Here is a 19616-nt window from a genome sequence, read left to right as displayed (position 1 = left end):
TTTATCACCAGATTATTTCCTTTAAAAAAGGAAATAAAAAAATCTGGGGGTAACAGCGATCGGAAGATGGTACTGCTATCGGAGTGCCTAGTGTAAATCTTAATGGAAATGAAAATGGTAAACGGTTTTTTCAGGAAAACGTAGAAGAGTCGGTGCAGAAGTGGTACACTATACTAGTTCAGGAGTTATGACTGCTGATCGGATGATTATGAATGACTGTAAGCTTGGATTTCAGGCAATACAACATAATAGATAGATATAGTAATACGTTGACAATGCAGGTGTACCCGATAAGGTGCAGTCTTAGGCTTGGTATGTTCAGGCGTTTAAGGATATAGGGATGAAATCCGGCGTAAGCCGGCTATGGGGAGGATCTACATGAAAACAGCAACAATACGAAGAGAAGACGTTGAACTTCTGGCACCCGCGGGTGACTGGGATTGTATGCGTTCGGCGGTAGCCAATGGCGCAGATGCAATTTTCTTCGGAGTCGAAAAGTTTAATGCACGGGCACGGGCGAACAATTTCCGCATGGACGAGCTGCCGGAGATTATGGCGTTTTTGCACAGTTATGGCGTAAAAGGTTTTTTGACCTTTAATATATTGATTTTTGAAAATGAATTGACGGATGCCAAAGAACTCATTGATGCATGTGTCGATGCAGGTGTGGACGCTGTAATTGTTCAGGATTTGGGTCTGGTGAAGATGATCCGCGAGATCTCGCCAGATTTCCCAATTCACGGTTCCACACAGATGACGATTACATCACCGGAAGCGGTTGAGTTCACAAAGCCGTTTGATATGGAACGTGTCGTTCTGGGACGGGAGAACAACCTGAAGCAGATCCAGAAGATCGGTGAGCAGGCAAAACTTCCAATGGAAGTATTTGTTCACGGTGCATTGTGTGTATCCTACTCCGGGCAGTGTCTAACTTCCGAAATGTGGGGAGGACGTTCCGCGAACCGTGGGGAGTGTGCGCAAGCTTGTCGTCTGCCGTATGACTTGATGGTGGATGGGGTGCACAAGCCGATGGGTGATGTGGCTTATCTGTTGTCTCCGAAGGATCTGGCAGCGATTGATCTGATGCCTGAACTGATCGAAGCAGGGGTAACTTCTTTCAAAATTGAAGGACGTCTCAAAACGCCGGAATACGTAGCAAACGTAGTAAGCAAATATCGTAAAGCGATTGACCGTTATTTTGATGGAGATAACACACCGCCAAGCAAGGAAGAAGTTCGCGAATTGCAGCAAAGCTTCTCCCGTGGATTCACGCATGGTTTCCTGAGCGGTACAAACAACAAAGAACTGGTGGATGGAACGTTCCCGAAAAGCCGTGGTGTCTACCTCGGTCGTGTAGATCAAGTGTTGCGTGATGGTGTGGTCCTGAAGCTGGATGCACCCGTGAAACGGGGAGACGGAATTGTATTTGACGCGGGAGACCCGACTCAGAAGGAAGAGGGCGGACGGGTATACGATGTACGTCGCAAAGGCGTAAAACTCGAAGGCGAAGCCGAAGAGGGCTGGATCGTTGATGTTGTGCCAGGCCGCAGTGACGTAGATCTGCGCCGTGTAAAAGTTGGCGACAAAGTGTGGAAAACAAATGACCCGGCGCTGGACAAACGACTGCGTCAAAGCTTCGAGACCGAGAAGCCGTACCGTGTATTCCCGGTGAAGGTGAAGGTCATCGGCAGCCCGGGGCAGCCGCTTAGCACATGGTGGACAGACGTGCAGAAAGGCACGACCGTTCGGATTGATTCCGAGATGGAACTGGACATCGCCCAGAAGCGTCCAATGACACATGAGTTGCTCGAAGAGCAGTTCGGACGTCTGGGAGGCACCGTGTTCCAGTTGGAAGGAATGGACGTCAACCTGCACGGTGACGTCATCATCCCGATGCGCGAGTTGAATAACATTCGCCGTCAGGCGGTAGAGCAACTCGCGGGCGAGCGTCCTAAACCACCCGTCTACGTGAAACGGGCGGTAGATGTATACGGCGATTCGGTTAAACCGGCATCGCCAGTCGCTCGCGGTCAAGCAGAGCTGACCGCGCTCTGTCGCAGCCTGCCACAAGTGGAGGCAGCGATTGAAGCGGGGATCGGCATGATCTATGCCGACTTCGAGTTTATCAAGCAGTTCCCGGCAGCCGTGGAAGCTGTGCATGCCGCTGGTCGCAAGATCGCGCTGGCAACACCGCGTATTCATATGCCTGGGGAGAACGGATATCATAACAACATCCTGCGTCTGAAGCCAGATGCGGTATTGGTTCGTAATACAGGCGCACTGTACTTCTACCTTCGCCACCGGATGGAAAACCCGGATGCGAAGCACCCGGAACTGATCGGTGACTTCTCATTGAACATCGCCAATCACAAAGCCGTTGAATTGTTCCTAGAAGCCGGATGTGACTGGATTACCCCATCCTATGACCTGAACATTCAACAAATGGTTGATTTGCTGGGCCACTCCCGTACAAGTCAGACCGAAGTGGTTATCCATCAGCATCTGCCGATGTTCCACACCGAGCACTGTGTGTATTGTACGTTTATGAGTGAAGGAACAGACTTCACGAACTGTGGTCGTCCTTGTGAGGAACAGCGTGCATCCCTGCAAGACCGGATCGGTATGTCCCACCCGGTGCGTGTGGACGAAGGCTGCCGTAATACGGTATACAATGCGGTGGAGCAGTCAGGTGCCGAGTATCTGACCAACTTTATGGAACTGGGTGTATCCCGTTACCGTGTGGAATTCCTGGAAGAGACACCGGAGCAGGTACGTGAAGTTATCGATCTGTACAACCGTGCACTGCGCGGCGAGATCAGTGGTACACAAGTCTGGAAAACACTCAAAGCAACGAACCAACTGGGCGTTACACGTGGTCAATTGGTGAAATAACGATTGTATGGTATAACAACAGTTACAAGCATGAAGGAACCCCAAACTCTGCTTCAAGGAGCTCTTGGGGTTTTTTTACATCATGACACAGGAGGCGAAGAAGCGTGGCGCCATTCACAATTATGGATATCAAATTGCTGTGCGGGGTCACGGCATTCAAGCGCGGAGAAGATTATAACCAATCTGGCAGAGTGACCAATCTGGTGGTTAGTGAGGATCAGCTTCATTATGAAGCACAGGTACGTGGATCGGAGCGCTATCAGGTGACGGTGGATATAGATGGATCAGGTGAGGTTGTGGCAGGCTGCAGTTGTCCGGGTGACGGCAGACATTATGACTATTGCAAACATGTCGCTGCTGTCCTGTTGGCTATTCACGAATGGGGTGAGCAGCAGGAGCGTAATGCCACGAATGTTTCTGGGAAGCCTCCTCAACCTGCTACAGGCCAAGGAGCCAATACCAGTTCTAACTTTGGTTCCAAGTCCAAGGTTGGGACGCTAGTCGAAGAGAGTGTGTGGGAGCGCCCTCAGTCCGCTTCACAACGAGAGCAACTGAATGATGCTCCAGAGCGTTCTCCGGTTCATTTTGCCCAAGCAGGTCGGCCAAGCTCAGCTTCGGGGTGGGGCCGCTCGGCAGATAAACCTTCTTACCGTACGGCGGATCAGATTCTGTCCATGTTTGCCAAGGATCGGAGACCGCTGCATGGAAATGATCGTAAATACACTGCTCCTGTCAACCGATCCTCCCTGCGGGAAGAGTTGCAGGTCCAGTTTATATGTAAGCTGATACAGGTTCATAAGGGCGGAGGGAAACTCGCTCTTGAACTAAAAGTGGGTAACAAACGTCTGTATGTGGTGCAAAAAGTGAAGCAATTCCTGAACTGCATCGAGAAAGGCGAACCGATGTCATTCACCAAGTTGTTCCACTATGATCCATTGATGCATGTGTTCACTCCGCAGGATCAGGCCATTCTCTCGATGCTTATCCGAATGAGACAGAGCGAAGAAGCATATCGCCAATCCATTTCCGGTTATCTGGGAGCTTCCGATGGAAGGGATATATTGATTGCTCCACTCGTATGGAAGCCATTGCTGGAATTGCTGCTACAGGCGGACAGTCGGATGGAGGGTACAGGATTTGCCAATGGACCACTCACGCTGGGCGAGGGCGTATTGCCTTTGTTTTACCGGATCGCTCAAGGAACAAATGAAGGGTATCAGCTTGAAATTTCCGGACTGCGTGAGCTGATTCTTCTTCCTGCTTATGATGCCGCGGTGGTGGAAGGACAGCTGCATATGTTGGAGCCGATGCAGATGCGAAGTCTGGAGGACTTGAGTGGAGCACTTACCTCATATGGGATCAAGGAAAGCATCGATATTTCGACTCAGCAGGTGGATGAGTTTGTGCAACATGTCGTGCCAGAACTGCGCACGCTTGGACATCTGTCCATTGATTCGCAAGTGCGTGAACAGATCGCGGAACCGGAACTTTCACCTAAGTTATACATTGACTTCTATCGTGAGCGTATTACAGCACGTCTGGAATTCGACTACGAGGTCATGGTTATTAATCCGCTGGCAGAGTACTTGATCGATGAAGAAGAGAAAAAGGTTATTTTGGTGCGTGATCGATACAAAGAGCGGAATCTGATTGAACGGCTGGATCGATCCTTTCTCGAAAGGGAGGGTAGTGTCTGGGCGAGCGAACGGGAAGATGCCATCTATGATGTTATGTATCATCTGTTGCCTGAACTTGAGAAACAGGTAGATATCTACATGCCAAACGCCGTGAAGGCGATGGTGCAATCCTATCCAACACCGCCGAAAGTACGAGCAGATTTGGGGAGAGGATTGGACTGGCTGGAGATTTCATTTGAGATGGAAGGTGTGGACGAGCAGGAACTTCAAGAACTTATGCGCCGCATTGTGGAAAAGAAACCGTATTTCCGTCTCAAGAGCGGTGTCTTTCTCTCGCTTGAAAATGAAGGTGCAGACAGCTTCGCTCACATGGCCGATTCACTCGGACTGGGAGCAGGTGACATCCAGAGCAGCCATATACGGCTGCCAGCTGTTCGGGCGTTACAATTGCCAGGCAGGGATGAAGTCTCTGGTCATGTGAAGTGGGGAGGCTCCCTGAAACGTTTCCTTGATGATCTGCGAGATCCCGAGCGGATGGATTTTGCGTTACCGGAAGCTCTCACTCCTATCCTGCGTGATTATCAGAACAGCGGATACCAGTGGCTGCGTACCCTCGCTTATTATCGTTTTGGCGGCATTCTGGCGGACGATATGGGACTTGGCAAAACGTTGCAAAGCATCGCCTATATCACAGCGGTTCTTCAAGAGAAGCCTGAGTACAATATGGACCATACGGGCGTTGATAAATACCGGGAGAGCGGATCGCTATGGGGCAGTACAACGGAGGGTACTGCTGGCATCGATCCCGAAACTGGACTCCCATTGGATAAGATGGCTTCAGAGAATACGGATGGTTTATGGTCCACGATACAGCAGGATGGATTGACGATCCGAACGAGGGTTACTCATCCTCCAGTACTTGTCGTGGCTCCTGCCTCGCTGACCTACAACTGGGCTAATGAGTTTGCACGGTTCGCCCCGCATCTGAACGTCTTGATCGCAGCAGGTCAGAAAGAAGAACGAGCCAATATGCTTTCAGGTATGGATGAGGCAGATGTGATTGTGACGTCGTATCCTCTGTTGCGACGGGATTTGGACACCTATCTGGGCCGAACTTTCCATACGCTCATTCTGGATGAAGCTCAGGCAATCAAAAATGCTTCTTCCCAGACCGCGCAGGCAGTGAAACAAATTCAGGCGCCGCGTCGTTTTGCACTCACAGGAACGCCTGTAGAGAACTCGCTGGATGAATTGTGGTCTATTTTTGAAGCCGTATTCCCTGGGTTATTTCCAAGTTACAGAAGATTCCGCGACCTTCCTCCGGAACGGATCTCGCGGATGGTGCGTCCGTTTATTCTGCGCCGCCTGAAGAAGGATGTGTTGGAAGAATTGCCTGATCGCATTGAAACGGTACAGCGGTCAGAGCTTACGGTTGAACAGAAGAAACTTTACGCCGCATACCTCTCCCAGCTTCAGGATGAAGCAACGAAGGATATGGAGGATAACGGATTCCAGAAGAATCGTATCAAAATTCTGGCTGGTATCACGCGTTTGCGTCAGTTGTGCTGTCATCCGGCTCTCTTTGTTGAAGGCTATCAAGGCGATTCCGGGAAAATGGAGCAGTTGCTGGAAACGGTCGAGGATTGTTTGGCGGCAGGCAAACGCATTCTTATCTTCTCCCAATTTGCAAGCATGTTGAATCTGATTCGCCAGACGCTCGCGGCACAGGGAAGAAACCTGTTTTACCTTGATGGTCAAACCCCTGCGCAGAGCCGGGTGGAGATGTGTCACAGATTTAACGAGGGTGAAGCTGAACTGTTCTTAATCTCCCTGAAGGCTGGAGGAACAGGGCTAAACTTAACTGGGGCAGATACCGTTATATTATATGATCTGTGGTGGAATCCCGCGGTGGAAGAACAGGCGATCGGCCGTGCCCATCGTATGGGACAGAAACAAGTGGTGCAAGTCATTCGTTTAGTTACCGAAGGTACAATCGAAGAGAAGATTTTGGAACTCCAGCAGCGGAAGAAAGACTTAATTGCCGAAGTGATCGAACCGGGAGACCGAGGATCAACGACTTTATCCGAACAGGATATCAGGGAATTGTTGATGGTATAATGAAGTCCAAGCATCGGAGCACTCAGAATCATTAAATATATTAAAATATGTATCTAGCAAAAGGAGTGGGTTCGTGTGCGTATTCGCAAAGCGATTATTCCAGCTGCAGGGCTGGGTACCCGGTTTCTGCCTGCCACCAAGGCGATGCCTAAGGAAATGCTACCCATCGTGGATAAGCCAACGATCCAGTACATTATTGAAGAAGCCGTAGCTTCTGGCATTGAAGATATCATTATTGTGACAGGTAAAGGGAAGCGGGCCATTGAGGATCACTTCGACTATTCTTTTGAGCTGGAGCAGAAACTGGCGGACAAACAGAAGTGGGACTTGCTTAACGAAGTACGCAAACCTTCCGAGATGGCAGATATCCATTATATCCGTCAAAAGGAACCGAAGGGACTTGGTCACGCCATCTGGTGCGCCCGCAAGTTTATCGGCAATGAACCTTTCGCCGTCCTGTTAGGGGACGACATTGTGGAAGCCGATCATCCCTGCCTGAAGCAGATGATTGATGTCTACGATGAACTGCAATCTCCGATTGTTGGTGTACAGCCTGTGGATTGGAGCGAGGTATCCCGCTACGGGATTGTAGACGGAGAATTGCTGACTCCTACCGATGATCGTGTCTTTCGCGCGGGCCGCTTAATTGAAAAACCAAAGACTGAAGATTCCCCTTCTAACCTTGCTATTATGGGACGATACATTCTTACTCCGGATATCTTTGAGATACTAGGTCAGCAATCTGCTGGTGTTGGGGGCGAAATTCAGCTCACGGATGCCTTGTCCCGATTGAATGAACAGCGGCAGATTCTTGCTTATCATTTTGACGGACTGCGTCATGATGTTGGAGAGAAGTTGGGCTTTATTGAAACGTCGATTCATTATGCGTTACAGCGCCCGGATCTACGGAAAGATCTCTTAAAGTATTTGGAACAAATCGTAAAGGATCAATAAATGATTTTCCGCATGCCCTTGAAGTCCAGCCGAAGAATGATGTCGCGGCTGGGCTTTCATTTATTTTATGGAAGAGTAAATATGAGGGTTATACAGGCCAATGAACAAACACTTGCCCGACAATTTACATATACATAGTCAATATGAAGAAATGATGTCAACAGCAAAACGGAGGGATGTCATGAAGGTGCTTCCGCTGTTTATGGATGGCGCAGCCATATTGGAACCCAAGATTTATGGTGATCACCGTGGATATTTTATGGAGAGTTATAATGAGCAGGTTCTGCATGAACAGGGGATACAGCACGTCTTTATTCAGGACAATCAATCCTTGTCGGCAGAAGCAGGTGTTCTGCGAGGGCTTCATTACCAGCTCCAACCCAAAGCACAGACTAAATTGGTGAGGGTTATATCAGGGGTTATATATGATGTAATTGTGGATGTCCGCACGTCATCCCCTACCTTTGGCCAATGGAAAAGTGTCATTCTAAGTGAGTACAACCAGCGGCAACTGCTTGTTCCTCAAGGATTTGCTCATGGTTTCTGCACCTTGGTGCCTCATTCCCAGGTAACTTATAAGGTGGACGCCTATTATTCGCCTGAACATGACCGTGGAATTCTGTGGAACGATCCGGCGCTCGCCATTGATTGGCCTGTGACGCAACCTATATTATCGGAGAAGGATCAAAAGCATCCTTTACTGAAAGATGCTGAACTGAACTTCGACTAATTAATCAGACTTTTCAGATACTTCTGTATCTGGAGGCAGAGGGAGAGAGACAGCATGAAACTACTTGTTACGGGTGGGGCCGGATTTATCGGCAGCAACTTTGTATTATATATGCTTCGTGAACATCCGAGTTATGAGATTATCAATGTGGATGCATTAACGTATGCGGGGAACTTGGAGAACTTGCATACAGTAGAGTCCAATCCCCAATATACCTTCATCAAAGCAGATATTGCAGATGTACAGCAGATGGAGGCTGTTTTTTCCAAAGGCATTGATGTGGTTGTGAATTTTGCTGCCGAGTCTCATGTGGATCGAAGTATTCTGTCCCCGGATATCTTTGTGCGTACCAATGTGATGGGTACTCAGGTTCTATTGGATGCGGCAAAGAAATATCAAGTCACCAAATTTGTTCAGGTATCTACAGATGAGGTATATGGATCACTAGGTGCAACAGGTTTATTTACTGAAGATACACCTCTGATGCCTAACAGTCCTTACTCTGCAAGTAAAGCTGGCGGGGATCTGCTCGTAAGAGCCTATCATGAAACGTTTGGACTTCCTGTAAATATTACACGTTGCTCTAATAACTACGGACCTTTTCAATTCCCGGAGAAACTGATTCCGCTGATTATATCCCGTGCATTGAATGATGAAGCCATCCCAGTATATGGTGACGGGCTCAATATTCGTGACTGGCTTTATGTCGAGGACCACTGCAGCGCGATTGATCTGGTGATTCATAATGGACAATCTGGCGAAGTATACAACATTGGTGGTAATAATGAACGTACTAATATATACATTGTGGAGAGCGTATTGGAGCAACTGGGAAAACCAGCGAGTTTGATTCAATATGTACAGGATCGGTTGGGGCATGATCGACGTTACGGTATAGATCCTACCAAGATACGTACCGAGCTCGGCTGGCAACCTGCACACAATTTTGAGACAGGGATTAAGGAGACGATTCAGTGGTATTTGAAACATCAAGATTGGTGGACGAGAATTCAATCAGGCACATATCAGGACTATGTTCAGCTTCAGTACGGTAAGCGAATGGGTGATTCGTCCAAATGAACTATAGAGTTATGGTAACTGGCGCGGCGGGACAGCTGGGTTATGATGTGGTGAAGACCTTCGAAGCAGAGGGGCATCAGGTATTGGCCTGTGACAAGAACCAGATGGATATTACCGATCAACAGCAGTGCACAGATATGATTACATCGTTCCGACCGCACATCATTATTCACTGCGCTGCTTACACGGCGGTCGATCAGGCTGAGGCAGATGAGGATACAGCATATGCAATTAATGCATCAGGTACTAGAAATATTACGGTTGCTGCCGAGAGTGTGAAAGCAAAACTGGTATATATCAGTACGGATTATGTATTCGACGGGAGAGGGAGGACACCTTACCGGGAGTACGATGTAACAAATCCACAGAGTGTTTATGGCAAGTCGAAGCTTGCTGGGGAACGTCTTGTTCAAAGTTTGTGTACGCAATGGTTTATCATTCGAACATCATGGGTGTTTGGTGTTTATGGCAGTAATTTTGTCAAAACCATGCTGGAACTTATGGTGAAGCATCCACAACTTCAAGTTGTTCATGACCAACAAGGTTCGCCAACCTATACGGTGGATCTTGCCTCATTCATTCATACCCTTTCTACGAGCAGAAAATTTGGTATCTATCATGCTTCCAATTCTGGAACGTGCACATGGTACGAGTTTGCAGAGGCAATAAGAGAAGAAGCCAGTAAGCAGAGTGGGTTCGAGCCGACAGCCGAACTTACGCCATGCACAACCAATCAGTTTCCGCGTCCTGCCCCTCGTCCTGCATACTCGCTAATGGATCAACTGGCGATTCGAACGAATGGTCTGGAACCTCTGAGACCTTGGCGTGAGGCACTGATTGCGTTTTTGAAAGAGTTGAGTGTAGCCCAAAAAGACTGAGTATGTTGATGGCCCGTGCTTTATCCCTTAATTCTATCCACCATTTAACAGCCGCCTTCAAGCGGCTATTTGTTTTGCACCTCCCCAATTCGGGTAGTTAGCTAACAAAAAGCTACCGAGGATGTGAATGCCATATGAAACGCATTGCCGCCGTGTTAATACTACTGATCGTTACCGTGGGCACACTCTTTTTCGCCTATAAAAGCGAGAGTGAAGAGCAACGGGACGGATTTGCCGCTTATAGATTAATAGCCCATGCGATGGGCAGCATTCGTGATCAACCATATACCAACGCCTATGAAGCGATGATCGCCAATTACGAGAAAGGCACACGTGTCTTTGAGATCGACTTTATGCTGACCTCGGATCGCATAGCTGTAGCCAGACATGAATGGACTGCGAATATGAGCAGAATGCTAGGACAAGACGAAGAACTTTCGGAGGATAAACAGGCCGGGGCGCTGACACATGATGAGTTCATGAATACGCCTATTCTGGGCATGTATCAACCCATGGATGCCGATGGCATTATAGATGTACTGGCTGAGTACCCGGATATGTATATCGTCACCGACACCAAGGAACAGAAGGACGAAGATATTCAGCAGGTGTTAAGGTCCCTCGTGGATGCAGCCAAAGAACATGATCCATCTGTGCTGAATCGGGTGGTGGTACAGATCTATAACGAACCGATGCTTGAAACAGTGAAAGAAGTCTATACCTTCCCTTCCATCATCTATACGTTATATGCCACACAGGATACTGAAGATCAGGTTGTTGATTTTGTGCAAAAGAATGAAATTGATGCCGTAACCATGCCGGAATATAAAGTAAACCAGAATTTCGTCGCCAAGTTGAATAGTGCGGGGGCGGTCACTTACGTACACACCATTAATGACACTGAACAGGTGGCTAACTATGAGAAATGGGGCGTGTACGGGGTTTACTCGGATGTGTTAACGGAGCAGGAACTGGATGAGATGAACACACGTTTTGCTTGGAAACCGTAAAAAATTACGTTTTTCTGTTCCCCTTTTTATACGAACATTGACACTCACTGCCTGCTGACTTAGACTTAGTTTACAAGCTTTCTAGGATGCAGAAGAACCTCTGGAGGAATGTTCGTTGATAGACATGATTAAGCAGTGGAGACATGTATTTAAGCTTGACCCGGACCGGGAGATTACAGACGAAGAACTCGATCTGGTCTGCGTCTCGGGGACCGATGCAATTATCGTCGGCGGATCTTCCGGGATTACTTATGATAACACGGTAGACCTGATGTCCCGTGTGCGGCGCTATGAGTTGCCCTGTGTGCTTGAAGTATCCGATCTGGAGGCGGTTGTTCCCGGGTTTGACGGATATCTGATCCCGATGGTCCTGAATGCAACGGACAGCAAATGGATGATTGGACACCACCAGCGGGCCATAGAACGTTATGGTTATCTCATCCCTTGGGATCTGCTGATTGCCGAGGGTTATATTGTGCTTAATGCAAACTCCACGGTAGCGCGGTTGACGGGTGCAGATACCGAACTGACGACAGGAGCTGCGATGGCATATGCCCAGGCTGCGGAGCGTCTGCTCAATCTTCCCATTGTATACATGGAGTACAGCGGAACGTTCGGTGATATGGAGCTTGTTGGTGAGACACACAGACAATTGGATCGGGCACACCTCATCTACGGCGGCGGAATTGATGATCCGGAGAAAGCCACGCAAGCTGCCCAGGTGGCTGATACCGTTGTAGTAGGCAACATTGTATACAGCGATCTGAATAAGGCACTTGAGACAGTGTTGGCCGTAAAAGGAACCATTTAATCGGTTTAGTTTACCAATCCCCCATTTTCCCCTTATGATCTGTTAAAATAGAACTTTGCCCTTACTAATTTTAAGAAATTATATGAGCATAATGTCGTTTACACAGAAACGAAGTGTTCTCTCTTGTATTTTTACTATCTTAAATATAAGCTGAACTATTTTTTACACGAGAACGAAGAGGACAGAATTAAGCTGGAGAAGCGGAGCGTTTGCCTTTATTACCGGATTTTTACCTCTTACCAACAATTCGTATATAGGCTATGTTTACACAGAAACGGAGAGTGCAGGAGCAATCTGAAGAAACGAAGTGTTCGCCTTTATTCCCGGATTTTCACCTTTGAAAAGGTAGATCAAAAATCCGGGAATAACAGCGATCGGAAGATGCTGCTGCAATCGAAGTCCAAGTGTAATGGATAGTTCAATTATACAAGACCAACCAACGAAAGGAGCATGCATGCATGCAACCTGTAAATATACATGATGCCGTTGCACGGCTTAACACCCCTCAACGGCAAGCCGTCGAGGCGACGGATGGCCCGCTGCTGATTATGGCCGGAGCGGGCTCCGGCAAGACCCGGGTGCTGACACATCGGATTGCCTACCTCATTGCAACACGGAAAGCACCTCCGTGGGGCATTTTAGCGATTACCTTTACGAACAAAGCCGCCCGTGAGATGCAGGACCGGGTTTCCCAACTGGTTGGTGGCTCCCAAGGCCGCGATATCTGGGTGTCCACATTCCACTCCATGTGCGTGCGTATTTTGCGCCGTGATATTGAACGTATTGGCTTTACCTCCAACTTCAGTATTTTGGACTCATCGGACCAATTATCTGTAATTCGCAGCTGTATGAAAGACCAAAATATCGATACCAAGAAATTCGAGCCCAAAGCAGTTCAAGCGATGATGAGCACGGCCAAGAATGAACTGATCAGTCCGGAGCAATATGAGAAGCAGGCAGGAGACTATTTCGAGGGTATTGTAGCGAAGATATATAAGATGTATCAGAAAAAGTTAAGAGCCAACAACTCACTTGATTTTGATGATCTTATTATGCAGACCATTCAACTGTTCAAGGAAGTACCGGAGGTCCTCGACTTTTACCAAAAGAAATTCCAGTACATTCACGTGGACGAGTATCAGGATACGAACCGGGCACAGTACATGCTGTGCCGCATGCTTGCTGACAGCCATCACCGCATCTGCGTTGTAGGGGATAGTGACCAATCAATCTATCGCTGGCGCGGGGCGGATATCAGCAATATCCTGAATTTTGAGAAAGACTACCCGGAAGCAAATACCATTTTGCTGGAGCAGAACTACCGTTCTACTTCCAACATCTTGAATGCAGCGAATGAAGTGATCGGCCTGAATACGGGGCGTAAACCGAAGAAACTGTGGACAGACAAAGAGGGTGGTTCGAAGATCAAGGTATACCGTGCGGATTCTGAACATGATGAAGGGTATTTTGTTACTTCCGAGATTAGTAAAAATGTGAAGAACGGCAAATCCTATCAGAACCATGCTATTTTGTACCGTACCAATGCCCAGTCCCGGGTTATAGAGGAAATTCTGATCAAGTCTGATATTCCGTATCAGATTGTCGGCGGCATCAAGTTCTATGATCGTAAAGAGATCAAGGACATTCTGGCGTATCTGCGCCTGTTATCCAACCCTGACGATGATATCAGTCTCACCCGGATCATTAATGTACCGAAGCGTAGCATCGGGGATACAACGGTAGCGAAGCTGGCGGCTGCGGCAGGAGAGCGTGGAATTTCCATTTTCCGAGTACTGCAGGTCGTGGATGATCTTGGTTTTGCAGGCCGGACGCGTAATGCGCTGGTGGAGTTCTATGACATGATCGCTGCTCTGCATCAGATGGTAGAATATCTGTCTGTAACTGAATTAACCGAGAAGATTCTGGAGATGAGCCAATATCGTCTTGAGATGCAAAATGAAAATACACTCGAATCCCGTGCACGGCTCGAGAACATTGAAGAGTTCCTGTCCGTAACCATGGAATTTGAGAAAAATAATGAAGACAAAACGCTCGTTTCGTTCCTCACCGACCTTGCATTGATTGCGGACATCGACAGCATGAACGATGATGAAGAGGATCAGAGCGATGCGGTTACCCTGATGACCATGCACAGCGCCAAAGGACTGGAGTTCCCGGTTGTCTTTATCGTGGGTATGGAGGAAGGGGTCTTCCCGCATAGTCGTGCCTTTATGGACAATGAAGAGTTGGAAGAAGAACGCCGACTTGCATATGTAGGGATTACTCGTGCAGAAGAGCAACTCTTCCTGTCGTGTGCACAGATGCGTACCTTGTTTGGACGTACAACGGCGAACCCGCCTTCCCGCTTCCTGGATGAAATTCCGGATGAGTTGAAGGAAGATACCTCCATGGCTCGTGATCGTTACCGCCGTGGAAGCAGCGGAGGGGGTTCATATGGTGGACGTGGACTAGGTTCTAGTGGAGGAAGTAACTTTGGCGGTGGTACCAAGCTCTTTGATCACCAAAGCAAGAGCGGGTCATCTGCTACCTCATCCACGCCAACTTCGCGTGTGACCACAAGTACCTCACGTCCAACATACTCTACGCCATCTTCTGCTTCCAAGCCGGTAGCTTCTAATGGTGAAGCAGGATTCAAGGCAGGAGATAAAGTGCAGCATGGCAAGTGGGGGACAGGCACAATTGTTGCTGTAAAAGGGACTGGTAATGATACCGAACTTCAGATTGCCTTCCCGGCTCCGGTTGGCGTGAAACGTTTGCTTGCCGGTTTTGCCCCGATTACCAAAGTAGAATAAGAACGAAACTTCCTTTTGCGCGATAACGGAGAGAACAGAAATAACTTGAAGAAGCGAAGCGTTCGCCTTTATCCCCGGATTTCTACCTTTTCACATGAATTAAAAGAAATCTGGGGATAACAGCGATCGGAAAGTTGTTCTGTTATCGGAGTTCACGCGCAAGAGGAGTGTTCGTTCTACATATATAGATCAAATTAACGGAGGGATGGCCCTGTATGGACCCGATGCACCGGATGGAGCAACTCGTTACCGAGCTGAACCAGCATAATTATCAGTACTACACGATGGATCAGCCACAGATCAGCGATAAGGAGTATGATCTTCTGTACGATGAACTGGTTACGCTGGAACAGGAAAGCGGCATCGTTCTGCCGGATTCTCCAACACAGCGTGTGGGCGGCGAATTGCTCAAGGGGTTTACGCCACATCGCCACTTATCCTCATTATGGAGTCTGGACAAAGCACAGAATATTGAGCAGCTGCGTAGCTGGAATACCCGTGTACTGAAACTGATTAATGACTATAACAGTAAAAATCCCGATACGCCTTTACCGGAACCAGGATATGTCATTGAGTTGAAGTTTGACGGATTGACGCTGAACTTGACGTACACCAACGGTGAGTTGGTGCAAGCCTCTACACGAGGGAACGGTACCGTAGGCGAAGGGATTTTGGCACAGGTGAAAACGATCCGATCCGTTCCACTCAAAATTCCATACACAACCGGTACGATTGAAGTACAGGGTGAAGGTATCATGAACTTGTCTGTCCTGGATCGATACAATGAGACCGCGGCAGAACCGCTCAAAAATGCGCGGAATGCAGCAGCGGGAGCACTGCGTAACCTTAATCCAAAGGCGACGGCTGAGCGTCGGCTGAATGCTTATTTTTATAACGTAGGTTATTCGGATGACATTCAGTTTACCAATCATCAGCAGATGATGGACTTCCTGCGTGAGAACCGCTTCAAAGTTAATCCATCGATTACTTATTTCCATGAGTTTGATGATGTGATGGAACAATTGGCTGCGATACAGGAGAACCGGGGTCAACTGGACTATCTGATCGATGGAGCTGTTATCAAAATTACGGACATGCGCACACGCGAGGTGCTAGGGTATACCGATAAGTTCCCTCGCTGGGCGGTAGCATATAAATTCGAGGCAGAAGAGACCACGACAGTTCTTAACGCTGTGGTATGGAATGTGGGTCGTACTGGCAAAGTAACTCCTCTGGCACGGGTAGAACCCGTTGAACTGGCCGGGGTAACGGTACAGAACTGTACGCTGAATAATGTCGGCGACATTGAGCGCAAAAATCTGAAGTTCGCTCTGGGCACACGGGTCTTTATCCGTCGCTCCAACGACGTCATTCCTGAAATTCTGGGCAAAGTGACGGAGGAGAGTGATGGCGAGGAGATCATCTTTCCTGAGCAGTGTCCGGCATGCGGATTCCCGCTGGAGCAACGTGGAGCGCACCTGTTCTGTAACAACAGACTGGCATGCAAACCGCAGACGGTGGCACGTATTTCCCATTTTGCTTCCCGTGATGCCATGGACATTGAGACATTCAGTGAGAAAACAGCGATTCAGCTGTATGATGAATTGAACGTACGTGAGCCTGCCGACCTGTATACGTTACAGTTTGATGATCTGGTAAAGCTGGAGCGGTTTGGGGAAAAGAAAGCGAACAACCTTATCGCTGCGCTGGAGCACAGTAAGGATCGAGATCTGGCTTCGTTCCTATACTCACTGGGTATTCCGAACACAGGTAAATCCACCACGCGTATGCTTGCGGATCATTACCGAGATCTGCACGCCATTATGAATGCAACCGTAGAAGAATTGGTTGAACTACCTGACGTCGGTGGCATTGTGGCGGAGAGTATTGTAACTTTCTTTGCAGATCCGTTTACTCAGGCTGCAATTGAGAAAATGCTCAACTTGGGTGTGAAAGCTCAGGCACCTGAGGCATCAGAAGTTGTGGTTGTGGAAGATTCCTTCTTCAGTGGCAAAACCGTCGTCCTGACCGGAACGCTGCACCAACTGACGCGGGAAGAGGCAACGCAAAGACTGGAAGCGCTCGGAGCGAAGGTGACAGGCAGTGTGTCGAAAAAGACAGATCTGGTGATTGCCGGAGAGAAGGCAGGTAGCAAGTTGACCAAAGCTCATGATCTCGGTATTCCAACGATTGAGGATGAGGACGAACTTGTACGTCTTTTGAACCCATAGGGTTAGAGGATAAGTGTACAAAAGAGTTCATATTAGAAAGCCCCCGAAGACACGGATACGTGATCGGGGGCTTTTGCTGTTTATTGAATGATTAATACGACAAAGGAGCACTCACCAGTCTTAACTGATCATGATCCACTTATATTGTTAGGGATGCGCTGAGATGCGCCTGTAAGCCATGCATCCTTATCATATCCTCGTTCTTCCCAGTAACCGATATGCTCGCTGTCGATGAGTTCAATGCGATTCAACCATTTTACCGATTTATAGGCATACATCTGAGGAATGACGAGCCTTACAGGACCGCCAAGATCAGCCGGGATGGGTTTGCCATCATGCATGACAGCGACCATAATATCCTCCATTTGTGCTTGATCCATCGTAATGGCATCTGTATACACACCATCACCGGAATAAAACTTCACACTATGAGCTTCTGGTTTGACCCCGGCTTGCTTCAAAAGCTGTGCAAGTGAAATGCCTTCCCAGGTATTCTTATATACAGACCATCCCGTTACACAGTGGAAATCACTAACCTGTACGGTGCGCGCGAGCTTCACGAACTGTTCCCAATTCCAAACCTGTGCCCGTTCAACCAGTCCGTCAATTCTGAAAGACCAGTTAGCATTGGAAAAGGACGGTATGGGCGTAACCGTATATACGCGGAAATGACCTTCAGCTCCGCCACCAATGGGAGGAGAGGAAGCTGTCAGCGGTTGTGGCAAAGGAACCATACGGTTAGGGTCGTTTTCCAGCATACTATCGATACTGTTATCAATCTTGAGATTTCGTCCTACCCAGGATATAAATGTAGGTCCCAGCGTGACGGCGAGCCCAACACCTACAGCAGAACGGATGAAAGCTCGGCGTGTATACACAGGTTCAGGTCGCTCAGGCTGCTTGAGGGAATCTCTGTCGGATCTGTGATCAATATGGGAAGAAGATATAGCAGCCGGAGTTTCATTTTCATCCGATATTGAATCAGATGGCTGAGCTGCATTTTGAGTTCGTGTTGAAGTTGTGGTGGTTTTAACCGCACGACGTGCAGGGTCCTTTAACCATTTGGTCCGAGTTATGGAGTGATAGATGATATAAGGTAAGCCCACCCAAGTCAGCAGGTCATGGATCAAAAGCGCAGCATTCGACCATCGAGGTCCGGCTAGCTTGAACTGCCATAATACAATACCCGAGAGTAACCATCCGACCAGCAACGCAAGAACAAAGATGGTATTCACCCTTTGCCAAGGTCTATTACGAAGCTGCTTCCAGTGCTTTCCGGCCAAAATCAAGTAATATACCACGGGTGCCAGCATAGCTAGCCCCACGACGATATGTAGCCATTTTAACCAGACACGACCAATTCCGAGTATCTCTCGCCAAAAGCCACCTACCAGCATAAGACCTGATATAGCAAGAATCACAACAATCCAGGCATTCCAAGCATGGATGGAAACCAACTTTTTGCCGTAGCCTTTGCGCATGTTCTTCAACCATTGTTTCAAGTGTGATCACCCCATATAGGTTAGTAATGAGTTTATTCAACTTTAATATGTAATAGCCAGCTGCGAATGGAGTGCGTTATCGGTGCAAAGGTTCATACGAGACGGTTAACGATTGTTCATAACTACGTATGAAGAAGTACACTTGATTGCTTAGCCTTATCTCTATATCTATATACCTTATTATAGAGTTTTTGGATCACTTTCTTCAAACCAACAGGAATTATCCCAATTAGGCACTCTAGCTGACCTTCATCATAGATCTTTATTACGTATGGTTTTAGAAATCAATATTATAGAAAGGACATGTTTCTTTGATATGGAGTAGCCTTTAATAGGGTTCCATCTTTGTTTCAGATACAGTGTAATGTGTACATATAGGCTTAAGGCAAGGACTGTTGATGAAGACTTATATAATATCAGATGGTAGATTAAAAATGCTTGCTAAATAGATTGCTACATGATATATTATTTCTTGTCGCTTCAAACGAATGATTGTCATAATCATTTGAAAGGTGACGAAAACAAAGTATTGACAGCAAGTTAGTTAACATGATATGATAAGATTCCTGTCCGGTTGACAGATATCAACATAAACGGACATACAAGTTCCTTGAAAACTGAACAAATGGATAGTAACTTTTGATTCACAATGAATCTTTGATTCACAATGAATCGTCAGATTCAAAATGAGCTTATCGCTCTTTTCAAATACTTGAGATGATTTTCATAGCGTTTAACCACACTACTGAAATTCATCTTTATTGGAGAGTTTGATCCTGGCTCAGGACGAACGCTGGCGGCATGCCTAATACATGCAAGTCGAGCGGACTTGAAGAGAAGCTTGCTTCTCTGATGGTTAGCGGCGGACGGGTGAGTAACACGTAGGCAACCTGCCCTCAAGTTTGGGACAACTACCGGAAACGGTAGCTAATACCGAATAATTGTTTTCTTCGCCTGAAG

Annotated in this window: 11 protein-coding genes and 1 rRNA gene; 11 read left to right on the top strand and 1 reads right to left on the bottom strand. The window is 47.7% G+C overall.

Going from position 1 to position 19616, the window contains the following annotated elements:
• Positions 1–378 precede the first annotated feature (378 nt).
• From ACE3K2_RS23170 to ligA, 10 genes are all read left to right on the top strand, one after another.
• Entirely contained in the window at positions 379–2892 is a 2514-nt protein-coding gene (locus ACE3K2_RS23170; RefSeq protein ID WP_421895599.1) for a DUF3656 domain-containing U32 family peptidase, read from the top strand.
• A gap of 104 nt (positions 2893–2996) precedes the next feature.
• Positions 2997–6647 carry an SNF2 helicase associated domain-containing protein gene (locus tag ACE3K2_RS23165; protein ID WP_421895596.1) on the top strand — a complete coding sequence of 1217 codons (3651 nt, stop codon included), beginning with the start codon at positions 2997–2999 and terminating at the stop codon, positions 6645–6647.
• Positions 6648–6722: 75 nt separating this feature from the next.
• Positions 6723–7601 (top strand): UTP--glucose-1-phosphate uridylyltransferase GalU, encoded by an 879-nt coding sequence (gene galU, locus ACE3K2_RS23160; protein WP_421895593.1) that lies wholly within the window; start codon positions 6723–6725, stop codon positions 7599–7601.
• Positions 7602–7782: 181 nt separating this feature from the next.
• Positions 7783–8331 (top strand): dTDP-4-dehydrorhamnose 3,5-epimerase, encoded by a 549-nt coding sequence (gene rfbC, locus ACE3K2_RS23155; protein ID WP_421895590.1) that lies wholly within the window; start codon positions 7783–7785, stop codon positions 8329–8331.
• Between the two features lie 54 nt (positions 8332–8385).
• Positions 8386–9411 carry a dTDP-glucose 4,6-dehydratase gene (rfbB, locus tag ACE3K2_RS23150; protein ID WP_421895587.1) on the top strand — a complete coding sequence of 342 codons (1026 nt, stop codon included), beginning with the start codon at positions 8386–8388 and terminating at the stop codon, positions 9409–9411.
• Positions 9408–10289 (top strand): dTDP-4-dehydrorhamnose reductase, encoded by an 882-nt coding sequence (gene rfbD / locus ACE3K2_RS23145; RefSeq protein WP_421895584.1) that lies wholly within the window; start codon positions 9408–9410, stop codon positions 10287–10289. The genes rfbB and rfbD overlap by 4 nt, the downstream gene beginning before the upstream one ends.
• Before the next feature lie 134 nt (positions 10290–10423).
• Complete coding sequence (locus tag ACE3K2_RS23140; RefSeq protein ID WP_421895579.1) at positions 10424–11299, top strand: phosphatidylinositol-specific phospholipase C/glycerophosphodiester phosphodiesterase family protein; 876 nt, start codon at positions 10424–10426, stop codon at positions 11297–11299.
• Between the two features lie 115 nt (positions 11300–11414).
• On the top strand, positions 11415–12110 hold the full coding sequence (locus tag ACE3K2_RS23135) for a heptaprenylglyceryl phosphate synthase (protein ID WP_421895576.1): 696 nt from the start codon (positions 11415–11417) through the stop codon (positions 12108–12110).
• Between the two features lie 458 nt (positions 12111–12568).
• The gene (gene pcrA, locus ACE3K2_RS23130; RefSeq protein ID WP_421895573.1) at positions 12569–14923 is read left to right on the top strand and encodes a DNA helicase PcrA; all 2355 of its coding nucleotides are present in this window, start codon (positions 12569–12571) and stop codon (positions 14921–14923) included.
• A gap of 215 nt (positions 14924–15138) precedes the next feature.
• Positions 15139–17154, top strand: coding sequence for an NAD-dependent DNA ligase LigA (gene ligA / locus ACE3K2_RS23125; protein WP_421895570.1), 2016 nt, complete (start codon positions 15139–15141; stop codon positions 17152–17154).
• A 128-nt stretch (positions 17155–17282) separates the two neighbouring features.
• Here ligA and ACE3K2_RS23120 read toward each other — a convergent pair whose 3' ends face one another.
• The gene (locus tag ACE3K2_RS23120) at positions 17283–18656 is read right to left on the bottom strand and encodes a molybdopterin-dependent oxidoreductase (RefSeq protein WP_421895567.1); all 1374 of its coding nucleotides are present in this window, start codon (positions 18654–18656) and stop codon (positions 17283–17285) included.
• A 758-nt stretch (positions 18657–19414) separates the two neighbouring features.
• Here ACE3K2_RS23120 and ACE3K2_RS23115 point away from each other — a divergent pair.
• Positions 19415–19616: ribosomal RNA gene (locus ACE3K2_RS23115) — 16S ribosomal RNA — on the top strand; the annotation flags it as partial.

The sequence above is a fragment of the Paenibacillus sp. genome (assembly GCF_048976745.1).
GTDB lineage: Bacteria > Bacillota > Bacilli > Paenibacillales > Paenibacillaceae > Paenibacillus.
The sequence above is the reverse complement of the archived record's forward strand: the minus strand, read 5'-3'. Positions and strand labels throughout refer to the sequence as shown.

What these genes read in the sequence shown, in the direction of transcription:
- ACE3K2_RS23170 (WP_421895599.1), top strand. Translation starts at nt 379, where the DNA reads ATGAAAACAGCAACAATACGAAGAGAAGACGTTGAACTTCTGGCACCC.
- rfbC (WP_421895590.1), top strand. Translation starts at nt 7,783, where the DNA reads ATGAAGGTGCTTCCGCTGTTTATGGATGGCGCAGCCATATTGGAACCC.
- rfbB (WP_421895587.1), top strand. Translation starts at nt 8,386, where the DNA reads ATGAAACTACTTGTTACGGGTGGGGCCGGATTTATCGGCAGCAACTTT.
- rfbD (WP_421895584.1), top strand. Translation starts at nt 9,408, where the DNA reads ATGAACTATAGAGTTATGGTAACTGGCGCGGCGGGACAGCTGGGTTAT.
- ACE3K2_RS23140 (WP_421895579.1), top strand. Translation starts at nt 10,424, where the DNA reads ATGAAACGCATTGCCGCCGTGTTAATACTACTGATCGTTACCGTGGGC.
- pcrA (WP_421895573.1), top strand. Translation starts at nt 12,569, where the DNA reads ATGCAACCTGTAAATATACATGATGCCGTTGCACGGCTTAACACCCCT.
- ligA (WP_421895570.1), top strand. Translation starts at nt 15,139, where the DNA reads ATGGACCCGATGCACCGGATGGAGCAACTCGTTACCGAGCTGAACCAG.